Genomic DNA, 15,437 nt, shown 5'->3' with positions numbered 1-15,437 from the left:
AAAATGCGTAGAGAAATAACAAAACCAATAGTATTTATTGTTGAAGACAATGATGCTTACCGAGTACTTACAGGGAGAATGTTGGAACAGAGAGGATTTTTAGTTCTTTTATTTTCTGACGGATATAAAGCATTGGAAATGCTGGAGTTTATAATTCCGAATATAATTCTGTCAGATATACAAATGCCCGGCATGGACGGGTTTACGCTTCATGAGAAAATTGAAGATCTGTATCCGAATATAAAGGTTCCGTTTCAATACATTTCTTCCACTACGGAGAAAAGTGTGATTGACAGAGCAAATTCTTTAAGTATAGAGCAACTGGTACAAAAACCGGCTAAACCCGAAGAACTTTCCAGAACCTTGAAAAGAGCTATAAATAAGTTTGCCGCAGCATAAATATTCCTGAATAAAAGTTTCATTTTATAGCTTGTTGAGATAGATTCAACGCATGATCACAACCTCAAAAGCTATTGTACTTCGCTCTATTGATTATCAGGGTTCCAGTAAGATAATTACTGTACTTAGCCGTACGCACGGAAAGATCGCTTTAATTGCAAAAGGAGCAAAAAAGCCTAAGAATAAGCTTGCCGGAGCTATTGAAGTAGGGAATGTACTCGAAGTTACTTATTACTATAAAGCCTCAAGAAATATTCAAACACTTGCCGAGGCCTCTATTGAATACCAATCTTTGAACTTCAGAAAAGATTTTGAAAAAGCCTCCATACTTTACTCAACTTTAGAGCTTATTTCTCAACTTATCCATGAAAACGAAGAAAACGACGAGCTGTTTTTATTTGCAAGTACTTTTATTCAATGGCTTGGTGACACAGAACCGGTAACACCATCTGTTTTTCCTTATGTACAATTAAGACTTGCTCAGATAGCAGGTGTGGGTTTAGTGGTTCAGAAGATCAATGAAAATGAAACAGTTTATCTGAATATTAGTAGTGGAACTTTAACGGAAAATCCTGATTCAGAATTATCATACAAGCTAACCAAAAACCAGGCGTTGTTTTTAAAAGTTGGAGTTAATTCCAGGAATACTGAAATTTTTAATATTGATTTTGCAAATGCGGAATTAAAGCAACTTATTCATCATTTAGATGTTTACTTTAAATACCATATTGAAGGCTTTAAAGATCGTAGATCAGATACAATTTTTGAACAGATGCTAAAGGAGACTTGATCATGAGAAAGAGGGACAGATTTTTAACCGGAATACTTTTGATTCTCATCGGGGTAGCGATAGGGACATTATTTGCTTTATATACCATTAATGATGATCTGGCTCCACTTTCAGAAGTACGTTATACAGAAATAATGAAAAGTGAATCACCCTTTTTTGAAGATGAAGAATTAGCAGACATTGATCCCCGGTTTGTTTTTAAAACCATAGCAACAAATGTGACTCCTTCTGTTGTGTATATTGAAACTATAATCCCTGTCTCAGAAAACGGAGAAAGCACTTCCGATAGTTTTTGGAATCGTGTAATTCCCCGCAGAGCACGAACAGTGGGTTCGGGAGTTTTGATAACAAGCGACGGTTATATTCTTACCAATAATCATGTAATTGAGGATGCGGTAGATAAAGGCATTAAAGTAGTATTGAACGATAAAAGAGAATACCCCGCAAAAGTTGTTGGGTTAGATCCCAGTACAGATCTGGCAGTAATTAAAATAGAAGGAGGGAATCATTCAGCTATTACCGTCGGTAACTCAGAATCCGTGGATGTAGGAGAATGGGTTTTGGCGATCGGGAATCCTTTCCGACTTCGGTCAACTGTAACCGCAGGCATTGTGAGTGCGCTTAGCAGAGATGTTCAGATCATTGACGATAATTTCAGAATTGAGAGTTTTATTCAGACCGATGCCGCAATCAACAAAGGGAACAGTGGTGGAGCTTTAGTTAACACCAGTGGACAATTAGTAGGAATAAATACCGCAATTGCTTCTCAAAGCGGAAGCTACCAGGGTTATGGGTTCGCAGTACCTGTAAACTTAGCTATGAAAGTGGCTACAGATCTTATCGAATTTGGTGAAGTTCGAAGAGCTTTGCTGGGAGTCAGTATCGCTTCTGTGGATTACAACAGAGCTGTCGATATTGGGTTGGAAGAAGTAAAAGGTGTGGAGATCATAGTTATTACAGAAAACGGTGCTGCTTTTGAAGCAGGTTTAGAACTTGGAGATGTTATTCTGGAAGTAAATGGAGTGGAAGTAAATGAATCCAACCAACTTCAGGAAAAAATTGCCATCGTAAGACCCGGTGAAAAAGTTGAACTTACGATCTGGAGGGATGGTGAAGAATTCAATCAATTTGTAGAATTAAAAATGCTGGAACAACAACAAATAAATGATCTGGTTGGGATTCCGGAATCTCCACAAGAAGAAGAAAATGAGCCCGAAGTATTTGAGTTGGATGTGGATTTTCATGAATTTGATCTTGGCTTCAGAGTTATTGAAGTGCCTGTTCAAAATGGACAGCTAAATCAGTTGATCATTTCAAAAGTGTATAAGTATTCAGAAGCCTGGAACCGAGGGTTGAAAAAGAATCAAAAAGTAATTTCGGTAGACGAAATTGAAGTTGAAGATCTCGAAAGTTTAAAAGAACTTATCATCGAAAATTTAAATAAAAATAAGTCTGTAACTTTAGAGGTGTTGGATGAAGATAATGCCCGTGGTTACGTTGAATTGAAAGATAATTAATGAAAAATACGACCAAACTAGTTTTCATAGCAATAGTATTATTAATGGTTGCCTGCTCAGGTGCGAACGAACTACAGAACACTAATACCTCAGGGGCCAATGATCTTTATCCATCCTGGTATGGAGCCTATGAGTTTTCTTCGGATACATCCGGTTTTTATGCCAGAGCAACAGCCGTTGCATCTGATGCTGACATGGCAAAACTAAGAGCAGAGAAAGAAGCCCGTGCTTTACTTGAAAGCTACATTGCACAGGAACTGGAAGACGTGAGATCTGAATTAGAAAGAGATGGATCAAGTATAGTTAAAGAGCCAAATTTTATACTCATGCTTCGAAATGCTCATCTTAAAGTAGAAGAGGAAGCATCAGTTGTGGATACAGAACACTTCGAAAAAGATGGAGTGTTCAGAGGTTTTGCTAAAGTAGAAATGAGTAAACAAATTCTTAAAAACTTGATAGAATCCGGGTTTGGTTCAAAAAACTCCTATATAAAAGAATATTTGGAATCCCGGGCGTTTAAAGAATTGATAAGTTTATGATTTTAGAAATTAGATAATTCACTTACAAAAATTGACTTGTTTATGATCCTTACGATTTCCAAAAAAGCTTCCAATTACACCGACCTTTAGAATTATTGGCGAGCAAAGAACGTAATGGAATCGACGGCTCCGAAGGAGTAATCATTACACTCAGGCTGATTCGTGAATATGTATCATTAGAACGAAGACCTTTTGTAATGATTAGTCGATGCAATGGAGTTCGCGCCAATAATTCTTGTCGGGAGTTTTTGGTACTGGCGCCTGTGCTGAGGAAGCTCAGTAGCGGTACAAAAGTACACATAGCAAGTAAATTTACTCACAATACTTAAGTAAAGACCTCCTCTGTCTCCTCCTACAACAGGAGGAGGACTCGTTGATAAGAATTAGAATCAACTCGGGAATTCCCCTCCTTATCCAAGGAGGGGCGAACTACTCAGAACCAAAGAATCTGTTTCGTAGCCGGGGAGGTCCGTTTCCAACGCATAGCATCGAGACCAGATAAAACGCTTAACTTAGCACAAGGGTACCTACTTTTGTCTTGATACAAAAGTAGCAAAAGATCAAGCCGAAGTATTTAAGACGGGCTCACTGATCCTGCGCTGAATAATCCTAAAGGTCTTCATTCATTCTGAGAAGATTATGACACTTTTCACCTGAAAGGATTATTCCTACTTCGCAGACGCTCCCTGATCATGCTCACTTTTCCGTCTTAAATACTAAGAGCGAATTCTTCCAGAACGATCTTTACTAAACTGTCAACGAATTACATGACATCTACAAGGATGTCCTAAATAGCCGCTCATACATTTTTACTTAATAATTTCTATTCTCATTCTGATTTTTCATTTCCTTTTAGTATTCTATTTCCAGTTAAAAATCTAGGACAATTTTTAGGATATTTAGTATGATAAGATTGATTGTGGGTATCATTCTTAGTTCAATTACTATTGGACTGCACGCACAACAAAGAGTGAGGACTATGCCTCCGTCTCCTCAGGAATCATATTTACAATTTCAGGAAAGTTTAAATTCTACGGATTCTCCTGATTCTATAATTGAACTATATACAACTTATGCATTACAGAATCTAAGACGCAATCCGGATACTACAGAAGCTGCTTTAAAAAGAATGAATGAAATGAGTGAGCTACCTGAATTGAAATTAGGTGCTTATTCAGATTTTATCAAAGCTAACCTGCTATCACGGCCATATCCTGATTCTGCATTGAAATATGTACACTCATCTATTCAAAAGTTTCAAAAGCTGGACGATTTAAAATCGATTGTTGGTGTCCTAAATATTGAGTCGAGAATCCACTCTCAATTAAATAATTACCTAGAAGCTGAAGAAACATTGTTTCGTGCTATCGAAATTGCACAAAGCGAAGAGGTTAATTCAAGTAATGAAGAGATTAATAATCTTCTAAACATGTTGGCAGACATGTATATGCGGGTTGGAGCTACTGAAATTGCAATACAAAGATATCAGCAGATGTTGGAAATAGAGACGTCTAAAGAAAGAGAGTGTAGAGTTCGTATAAGTGTCAGTAATGCATTTAAAGCAGGTCATAAATTGGAAGATGCTAAATTATACCTTGATCCCTGTTTAGATGAAACAAATATTACCCTCCCTGTTCAAATTGCTGTTATAAAAAGTTACTCTGATCTGGAAAAAAATCTAGGCAATTACGATGAAAGACTTTTCTATATCAAAAAAGCAGTTTCTCTACAGGAGCAGACCCCATATAGAGATCTAACCGCTTATTTATTTCTAGCTGAAGCTTATTATGATAAACAGGAATATTTCAAATCAGACTCTGTATTACAACAAGTGGGCGAAAGAGAATTAAAACGGGTTCAGCCTTTTACTCAATTCCATATTCTTTTTTTGAAAGCTAAATTGCTTCACCAAGCCAATAAATTAAATGAAACCCTTGTAATATTAGACCAAGCCCTGAAGATTCTAGAACGGCTCCCTGAAACACCTCTCGAAATCGACGTTTATACATTACAGGCGGAAATATATAGCAAGTTGGGTGATTATAAAAAGGCTTATGATATCACTAAAACCAGCGAAACAGTTAGTGATATACTAAGAGAAAGAGTGGATGCGAGAGAAGAAGCTAATTCTAAAGTACGTTTTCAAATGAGGGCTAAAAATCAGGAATTAGCCGAAGTAACAAGCGAACTGGGTACAGTAAAGACCAGAAATGCGATAATCATTATTCTGTTAGTGTTGTTGTCTTCGTATATATTATATCGTTACAGACTACATTTCTTACTAAAAGAGGAGCGAACAAGGAATAAAATTGCAAGAGACTTGCATGATGATTTGAGTGCAACCCTTAGTAGTATCAGTTTTTTTAGTGAAGCGGCTAAAAGAGAGGATTCAAATGAGCCAAGTAGATTTTTACAGAGAATAGATGAAAGTGCAATTGAAGCCAAAGAAAAGATCAATGATATAATTTGGGCTATTGATCCTGAAAATGATGATTGGGAAGCATTTCTTACGAAATGTAAACGCTATGGTGCTGAAATGTTTGAGAGCAAAAATATAAATTATGAGATCGATATTGATACTTCGACCGAAGTACCCCAAAAAATCAAAGCCAGACAAGATCTGTGGCTCATATATAAAGAATTGATCACCAATTTAGTTCGTCATTCTGAAGCGACAAATGCATGGGTTAGTTTTACCACTTCAAAAAATAAAATTAATTTAAGTGTACGAGATAATGGGGTGGGTTTTAGAGAACATAGTGATGGCAATGGTCATGGTATCCCCAATATCAAAAAAAGAATGGATAACGTTAGTCCAAAGAACACTTTAGATATTGATTCCGAACCCGGAAAAGGTACTAAATGGGAATTAAAATTTATTTTTTAGAATTAGTTTTTAATTAAACTTTTCGCGAGAATAAATCTGATTCTACCCGGTGTATTGTACCAACTAAAATATTAAACAATTGAGAAATGAGCTTGATAAAGCGATTCGTCAAATTGAGCATTTTTCTACTTGTTATTAACAACGTTACTGTTGCTGCACAGGATACCTCTTACCGGTTTAAGAATTTTTCCCAAAAAGAAGGTCTTTCTCAATCTACTGTATATTCCTTTATTAAAGATGATCTGGGATATATTTGGATTGGTACTAAAGACGGTTTAAACAGGTTTGATGCAGTTTCTTTTTTAAAATTTTATCCTTCAAACACCGATTCAAACTCCATTAGCAATCGTTCAATTCGGGCACTTGCCAAAGATTCTGATGGATATATTTGGGTAGGCACTGATGGTGGCGGCGTAGATAGATTAGATCCAAAAACGAATCAATTTATTAAACTCTGTGATCTGTCAATTCTTTCGGAATGTGTCTCTGAACTAAATGTAACCAGCCTCCAAATAAGAGGAAACGAGCTTTTAATAGGAACCCGAAGCAGAGGCTTGATTTCATTCCATTTGGTTGATAAAACTTTCAGAAAAAAAATTGAAACAAGCTCCACAATATGGGATATAGCTTCAACCAAAGATAATTTGTGGTTGGCTACCTCTGAAGGGCTGTTGAAAGTAGGAAAAGATCAGACTCAGAACTTTCTTCCGGCTGATAATATCAGGGCGATAAAAGTATTGGAAAACGGCTCGTTGTTAATTGGATCAAAAGATAAAGGAGTTCTCATAATGGAGCTTCAATCCAACAGAATAGAGGTTTTTAGTAACGAATTGAGTGAGAAGGAAATATCATCTTTAGAGATAGATGAAAGTAAACAGTTATGGATCGGTACTGACAATAACGGAATTTTTATTACTGATAATCTGGGTAAAGTTATCGCGAAGTTAAAGGCCCCAAAAACTTCTAATGATACTGACTTAAAAAATAACAGTATCAGAACCATATACAAAGATGAAAACGGTCTGATTTGGATTGGGCTTAATAATGCGGGATTCAGTAACTACTATAAATACAGATATCAGTTTGAAAGCTTTTCTACCGAGAATACAAACAGAAGGCTTTCGGGAGATGTGGTTCTTTCATTTAATGAACTGGATAATGGAAATATTTTAATTGGTCTTGAGCAAAATGGTTTGGTTGTCCATAACATTCAGAAGAATTCATATTATAGTATAACTTCGCTTAGTGATGAAAATGTTATCGCAGTTCTGAAAGATTCTAAGAAACAACTATGGGTAGCTACGGACGGTTCGGGCCTAAAACTTATTAAGGATCAAAAAGAGCTAAACTCTATTGATACTATTGAGAATTTAACCAATGAAAGTGTTTTAAGTCTGCATGAAGGAAGTTCAGGCTTGATTTTAGTTGGTACTTATAAAGGGCTTAACATTATAAAAAATGGTGTTGTACAAAACCGTGATTTTATACCGGACTATCTTCAGGATGACAGAGTGCTTGCCATTGAAAGTTTAAATGAAGAGGAATATTTGATCGGCACATTCAGTAACGGATTAGTTTACTTCAACAATATCTCTAAAGAATTTCGACGAATAACTTCAAACTCAAAAAATAACTCTTCCAAAAATGAAACTCCTGAAAGAGTCCAATCTATCTATACCGATACAAATGGTAGAATCTGGTTAGGAACATATTCCGGTCTCGTTCAATTTGATCGTAAGAATGAACAATTCAATACATATACTACTGCTAATGGCTTGCCTAATGATGTGGTTTATGGCATACTGGAAGACTCAAATAATACTTTATGGTTGAGCACTAATGCCGGAGTATCAAACTTTGACCCTGAGAAAAAGACATTTATAAATTATTCCATACAGGATGGTTTATTAAGCAATGAATTCAATGGCGGAGCTTATTTTAAAGACTCAAGAGGGACCTTTTATTTTGGTGGCATCAAAGGGTATACAGCGTTCAATCCTGAAAAAATTGAAAATGTCAGTTTGTCCGGAGAGATAAGAATTCATTCAATGAATGTAGACGGAAGTATTATTAACACTATTACAGCAGAAGATATAGAAATACAGCATGATCAGGATTATATACAATTCGAATTTTCATATCTGAATTTTGCTAATGCCGATAAATATAAACTTGAATTTAAGTTGTCAGGGTTAAGCGAGAATTGGATTCCTGTAAAAAACAGAAGAAGTATCAACTTTTCTGGTCTTCAACCCGGAGAATATGAGTTTAGTATCAGGGCGTTAAATAATTTAAATGGGATAGAAACGGTATCAAAAAGTATTCCTTTTTACATTAAAACCCCGTTCTGGAAAACATGGTACTTTTCGGTTTCTTTACTCATAATTCTTTTTGGTGCAGTGTATTCTTTATTCAGGTACAGGATGTATTTCCTTTTAAAAGAAGAAAGAACCCGAAACAAGATCGCAAGAGATCTGCATGACGATTTGAGCGCTACACTGAGTAGTATTAGTTTCTTCAGCGAAGCCGCAAAGCGAAATCAGCTGGAATCTTCAGGGAAATTTTTACAAAGGATAGATGAAAGCGCTATTGAAGCCAAAGAAAAGATCAATGATATAATTTGGGCTATTGATCCTGAAAATGATGATTGGGAAGCATTTTTGACTAAATGCAAACGCTATGCTGCTGAAATGTTTGAGAGCAAAGATATTGAATATCAGATCAGTTTCGGAAGTTCCGTTTACAAGATCACAGACTATAGCTTAAGGCAGGATCTTTGGTTGGTATTTAAAGAGTTAGTAACTAATGTTGTGAGGCATTCTGAAGCAACTAATGTCAGGGTGTCTTTTAAAAAGAAAAAATCAGTGCTTCAACTGCTTATTGAAGATGATGGGATAGGTCTCAAAGATAAAGATTTGGATAAAGGGAATGGAATCTCTAATCTTAGATACAGATCAGATAGAATGGGGGCAATATTGAAAATAGAATCAATTTCACCGTCAGGAACAAGGGTGGTACTTTCAATATCGGTATAACTACCTGAACAGGTAGTTGATAAGTCTTTATAATGTTGTTTATTTATTTATGATTAAGATTTCTATAATAGAAGACAATAAACATATGAGGGAGGGCTGGGAAACCATTTTGGATTTCGAACCAGAACTATGTGTAATTGCGACCTATAGCAGCTGTGAAGATGCTCTGAAAGAAAATCAACTTGGAAAAAGTGATGTTCTACTGCTGGATATTGAACTTCCGGGGATGCATGGGACTGAAGGAGTTAAGGTTATCAAAGAAAAGTACGAGCATCTTATCGTGTTGATGGTAACCATGCACGACGAAAACGAAAAAGTATTTACAGCACTAAGAAATGGGGCAGTAGGGTACTTGCTGAAAAAAACATCTCCTTCCGAATTAATTGAAGCTATTACCGACGCAGTAAATGGCGGATCTCCTATGAGTCCTAACATAGCAAGAAAAGTGATCTCTTCTTTCCAAAAAAAACAAGAAATAGAAGTAGAACTGACCGATACCGAAGAACAAATATTAGGTGAATTGGCAGCGGGTCTGTCTTATAAAGCTATTTCAAATAAAATCTATCTTTCTGTTGATGGGGTACGGTATCACATCAGAAATATTTACCAAAAACTGGAAGCAAAAAATCGAAGCGAAGCTGTAGCCAAAGGGATTAACTTTAATCTAATACAACCCTGATCAATCGCTTTACTTAAGAGAGAGTTATTTAAATTTTATAGTAGTTGAATTCTTTGATTTTCATTTAATTTCAGGCTGAAATAAGTATGTTTTTCAGATTAGAATTCCTTGCCTAACAATCGGATAATATTAGATTCCGGAATACTACATATTTAGGTAGTGTAATTTTTTAAAGTCATGATTATTGTGAATTGAAACCCTGAAAAGGTTTAATGTTAATTCAATTCAAAAGTGATGAAAACTTTAAAAGCTACCATTCTTGTCATTTTACTGGGAACTATCGGAGCGCATCTTAATGCTCAGACCAGTATTTCCGGAAACATTACTACAAATACAACATGGACCACAGCAGGAAGTCCTTATATAATAGTAGGGAGCACAACTATTACAAATGGAGACACCTTAACTATTGATGATGGTGTGGAAGTAAAATTCGATAATGGAACTCAGCTTACTGTTTCAGGAGCTTTGGTTGGAAACGGAGTTACGTTCACAGGAAATACAGGGACTTCTAGAGGAGCCTGGAATCGAATATTCACCAATTTTGAAAGTAGCTGGATTCATTTAAGAAATTCAACGCTTCAGTTTGCAACAGATGCTATTTATGTAGGAGCAGGTGAGGTTCGTCTTGATACAGTCACGATCAGTGATTCCAATCGTGGAGTCACGATCACTCAGAATACAAATACAACCATAAATGGGGCTACAATTACCAATAATGAATATCCGATCAATATAGCATCTGAGGGATACATCGCTTATGAAGGATCTAACGACTTTACAGGTAATGACAATGATGTAGTATATCTGAGTCACGCGTCTAACATTGATGTTAACTTTACACTTGAAAATCCGGGTATCCCATATTTACCAAGTGGTTCAAAGTATGTTAGTTCCGGAGATACGTTAACGATAAAGAGAGGAAATATCTTAAAGTTTAATCAAAATCATCAGCTATATACTCAGAATGGCGGGGTAATAATTGCTGAAGGTACTGAGTCGGAACCCATCTACTTTACCTCAAATCGAAATGATAACATTGGAGGAGATACTAATAATGATGGAACTGCTTCTGTTCCTGGTAACAGAGATTGGTATGGTATAACAATAAACGGTAAATCAACAAGCAGTTCTTTTAAACATGTGAATGTGAGTTTTGCAGGATATGTACCTCATTCAAGTAGTTCAGCCTATCAAGGAGGTATTACATTGGTAGAAAATAATTCTCAGGTTGACAGCAGCGCATTCAATAATAACTATTACGGAATTGTACTCAGAGATAGTTCAGATGCGGCTATCACCAATAATACGATTGGAAGCAGTGGAGTGGTACCTGTGGCTTTAACTTTTGACAGTGAACCCGTATTTACAAATAATGCTTTTTCATCTTCAAACAACGAATATGATGCTATTGGATTAATCGGAACTACCATTACGGGAAGTAATTATCTTCCAAAAAGGAATTTTACATCTATTCCTAATGTGACCTATTTGCTTCTGAGAGAACTATATGTGGATACCGGTGCAACTTTAGAAATTGAACCTGGAGTTGTCATTAAATCAACAGGATCAGGAATCAGAGTAAAAGGAACCCTGACTAGTGATGGTACAGTTACAGATCCCATTATTTTTACCTCGGTAAAAGATGATAATGTTGGAAACCCGAATGACACCAATAAAGACGGAAATAACACGGTACCGGGAAATACGGATTGGAGAGGAATTGCTTTGGGAGAGGACTCAGATGCCTCTGTAATCGATTACAACGAAATCAGATATGCTTATTATAACACTAGCTTTCAATATGGATCATCCGGTTCTTCGATCTCTCCAAGAGGTGCTTTAAATTTATACGATGCAGATATTTCAATTACTAACTCTGATATTGGCAACACGTATGAGTTTGCAATTGATTCCAGAGGAACGTCTGCTCCAACGGTCTCAAATAATTCGTTTACGAACACCGGTTCCGTTCCGGTAGCACTCGACCTTTCTTCAGATCCGACTTTCAACGGAAATACGTTAGCAAATGCCGGTTTGGTAGCTATAGGTTATCATGGAGGTACTTTCAATAATGACGGGATAATCAGAGCCAGAACGTTTGCAGGCTATGATAATATCACTTCGGTCCTTTTGTCAGATATTACAATCGCAAGCGGTACTAAACTAACAATCGAGCCCGGTACAGTAATTAAATCACAAACAGGACCTTATGGTGGATTAACTCTTCGAGTAGAAGGTGCTTTAGATGCGGCAGGAACACCGGATAGCTTGATCTACTTTACATCTATTTTTGATGATCAGGTTGGGAATCCCTTAGATACTAATAACGATGGTGGAGGATCTTCACCCGGAGCAAATAACTGGGGAGCTATACGTTTTATGGGTACTTCTGATGATGTAAATTCAGAAATTTCTAATGCGGAACTTAGATATGGCAGGCATGGGGTGATCTTCACAGATGCAGCTCCTACTATTGATAATGTAACAATACTTTCATGTGGTCTGTACGGTTTTGGAATAGAAAGTGGTTCAACGGTTTCCATAAATAATTCTACTATCCAAAATTGTGGTTGGGAACCTATTGCAATCAGCTCAAATGCACTTCCAACGTTTTCAGGTAATAATTTTAATGGAAATGGCTCTAATGCGGTGGGTATTTTAGAAGCAAACACGTTTCATACATCGAGCGGGATAAATCAAGGGAATAAATTTTTTGATACCCGAGAAACAATTTCATCTGATGTGACCATATCTCCATATACGGTTGCCGGATTTACGAATATTCCATTTATAACCAGGCAAAGATGGGTAGTAGGAGCAAATGCGACAGTTACTATTGATCCTTTATCAGTGTTTAAGGGAGATGATATTTTATATGTAGATGGTGCACTAAGAGTACTTGGCACTGAAACAGAACCGATTATCTTTACTTCTTACAATGATGACAGCGCAGGTGGAGATTCTAACAACGATGGGAACAATACTGTACCAAGCCCGGGGCAGTCCGCTCAAATTCAATTCAGGGCATCTTCTTTAGATTCAGCAAACTTAATTAAAAATACTGAATTCAGATATCCGGGAAACCCGATCAGGTTTATTAATGCAGGAGGAAAAATAGATAGTTCTTTAATTCAATTAACCTCAGATAATGGAATAGACATCTCCGGAAATGCTGATCCTGTGATAACCAATAACAGATTTGAAAACATTGGATCGCCAAGTAGCTTTTCAAGAAGACATTCCATCCTAATGGATATGTTTTCAAATCCAACTTTCTCTGGAAACGTTGAATCTAATGTATCTTTGAAAGGCTTGGCGATAAAAGGTGGAACCTGGGGTAGCGATGCTACTCTTCCTTTTCGTTCATTCGCAGGAACTGATAGCATTACCTACCATATGACATCGGGAATTACAATTCCTTCGGGTTCTAAAATTACTATACCGGATGGGATGGTACTTAAAAGAGATACTCGGTTTGGTGCATCCAGAGTAAATTTCAATATGTTTACTGTAAATGGAGCTCTTGAAATAGCCGGTACTTCTTCAAATCCTGTTATTTTTACGTCGGATACGGATGACAGCTACGGACAACCAGCAGATATATATGGGAATGGATCTGTTGATGAAGATGATGATTATAAATCAGGACATTGGATTATTTATAACGCTACCAGCAATGATACAAGTAACATTATTAACAATGCTATTTTTAAATTTGGATCAGAGGCTATTGTTGCAAATAGTGCGAACCCAACAATAATAAACTCAATGTTTGAGCAAAATAGATATGGAATTTCACTTACGGGGGTTTCAGAGCCATATGTTGAAAACAACACTTTCCACAATCTTGATTTTACACCTTTATTAATTTCCTTGGTTTCATACCCACAAACTGTTTCAGGAAATGAAATGAGTGGAAGTACTTACAAGGCTATTGGGGTGCGTACTGAGACATTAGTACAGGATATTACTCTTGAGAAAAGAGATTTCGGAGGTAAAGTTGGTATTCCATACTTCTTTACAGGAACCTATACAGTCGGAACCGGAGCGGTACTTACAATTGCACCGGGAGTGGTGAATAAATTCAATAATAGCCGACAATTAAATGTTCAAAAGGGTTTGATTGCAGAAGGGGGAAACACACCGGACAGCATGATCGTATTTACATCTATATACGATGATTTTTATGGGGGAGATACCAATGCTGACAGTAACGCAACAAAGGCGGAGCCCGGTAACTGGCTTGGAATTAAATACGAAGGAACCTCACTTCAGAATGTATCAAGTCTGGATCATACTATTATTAAACACGCTCGTGGTGGAAGTAGTTACGCCGGAGTTTTAGCGGATAATTCAAGTCCAACTATTACCAATTCCATAATTGCAGAAAACGACCGAGGAATTATGGTGTATGGATCTGGCAACCCCTCTATCACAAATAGTGACATTTCCGGTAATACAGAATTTGGAATATTTAACCGTGATAAAACCTTTACCATTGATGCTACCAATAACTGGTGGGGCAATAACTCGGGCCCAACTCATACTACCAATCCAACAGGAACAGGCGACGAGGTAAGCGACGGTGTTGATTTCGGGGCTTTTACAGGAAGCGGTGCTTCAAATCCTGTTCTCGGTGACGTTTCTCTGAATGGTAAAGTACAATCATTTGACGCCGCAAAATTACTAAGAGTAGCAGCTTTGATCGATACTTTGAATGCGACTCAATTGAAGGTAGCAGATGTTTCAGGGAATGGAACTGTAAGTGCAATGGATGCATCCTATGTTTTACAATACGTAGTTGGTTTAATTGAAGCATTTCCTGCAGAACTGAATTCCAAAGAAAGATTTGATATGAATTCTATCGAAGGAACAGAGGATATGATTCTTACTTTAGGAAATCCTGTCTCAGTAAGCGAAACAGAATTCACAGTTTTAATTAATATCGATAATGTATCCAAATTGTATTCATCAGAAATTACCATAGCGTTTGATGAGAATAACCTGGAATTAATTGAATCAAATGTATCTCAAATCTTTGATGAGGCTATGGTATCAGAGAACAAAGGATCAAGAGGGAAGTATTCAGTTGCAATAGCTTCCGGTGAGCCGGTTTCTGAGAATGGAGAAATAGCTAATTTAACATTCAGACTTAAAGACCGAAACTCATCTCCATCTATTTCAATTGACAGATTTCAGGCAAACGAAGTTGATCTGATGACCACTTCAGTAAGTAATGAAGACCTGTCACTGAATATTCCTGATGAGTTCCAGCTTTATCAGAACTATCCCAATCCCTTTAACCCATCTACAACCATTGGCTTTGATGTTCCAAGCGGTAAGACACTGGTCAGGTTGGAGATATATAATATTCTGGGCCAAAGAGTTAAAACACTCGTAAATGATGTGTATACAGCAGGCCGATACAAAGTAAGCTGGGACGGAACCAATAATGTAGGCGGCAGAGTAAGTACCGGAGTTTATATTTACAGAATGCAAGCCGGCGATATAGTACAGTCCAAAAAACTAACCTTCATAAAATAATTGATGATAAAGGGGGAGCAATTCCCCTTAAAATCATCGAGGTA

Annotated in this window: 8 protein-coding genes; all 8 read left to right on the top strand. The window is 36.9% G+C overall.

All coding sequences use genetic code 11. The features are described from left to right. Nucleotides 1–3: 3 nt before the first annotated feature. Nucleotides 4–399, top strand: a complete 396-nt coding sequence (locus tag A8B79_RS01710; RefSeq protein WP_066217545.1) for a response regulator — start codon at nt 4–6, stop codon at nt 397–399. A 52-nt stretch (nt 400–451) separates the two neighbouring features. Next, on the top strand, nt 452–1,189 hold the full coding sequence (gene recO / locus A8B79_RS01705) for a DNA repair protein RecO (protein ID WP_066217225.1): 738 nt from the start codon (nt 452–454) through the stop codon (nt 1,187–1,189). Between the two features lie 2 nt (nt 1,190–1,191). Next, on the top strand, nt 1,192–2,706 hold the full coding sequence (locus A8B79_RS01700; RefSeq protein WP_066217224.1) for a S1C family serine protease: 1,515 nt from the start codon (nt 1,192–1,194) through the stop codon (nt 2,704–2,706). Beyond that, complete coding sequence (locus A8B79_RS01695; protein WP_066217222.1) at nt 2,706–3,245, top strand: hypothetical protein; 540 nt, start codon at nt 2,706–2,708, stop codon at nt 3,243–3,245. Before A8B79_RS01700 ends, A8B79_RS01695 begins: the two co-directional genes overlap by 1 nt. Nucleotides 3,246–4,374: 1,129 nt before the next feature. Beyond that, nucleotides 4,375–6,132 (top strand): tetratricopeptide repeat-containing sensor histidine kinase, encoded by a 1,758-nt coding sequence (locus A8B79_RS01690; protein WP_161485127.1) that lies wholly within the window; start codon nt 4,375–4,377, stop codon nt 6,130–6,132. A 113-nt stretch (nt 6,133–6,245) separates the two neighbouring features. Further along, nucleotides 6,246–9,167, top strand: coding sequence for a ligand-binding sensor domain-containing protein (locus tag A8B79_RS01685; protein WP_161485126.1), 2,922 nt, complete (start codon nt 6,246–6,248; stop codon nt 9,165–9,167). Nucleotides 9,168–9,216: 49 nt separating this feature from the next. Further along, nucleotides 9,217–9,846, top strand: a complete 630-nt coding sequence (locus A8B79_RS01680) for a response regulator transcription factor (RefSeq protein ID WP_066217215.1) — start codon at nt 9,217–9,219, stop codon at nt 9,844–9,846. 234 nt (nt 9,847–10,080) lie between these two features. Continuing rightward, complete coding sequence (locus A8B79_RS01675) at nt 10,081–15,393, top strand: right-handed parallel beta-helix repeat-containing protein (protein ID WP_066217213.1); 5,313 nt, start codon at nt 10,081–10,083, stop codon at nt 15,391–15,393. Nucleotides 15,394–15,437: the final 44 nt, after the last annotated feature.

This window comes from Balneola sp. EhC07 (genome assembly GCF_001650905.1).
Taxonomy (GTDB): Bacteria; Bacteroidota; Rhodothermia; order Balneolales; family Balneolaceae; genus Balneola.
The sequence above is the reverse complement of the archived record's forward strand: the minus strand, read 5'-3'. Positions and strand labels throughout refer to the sequence as shown.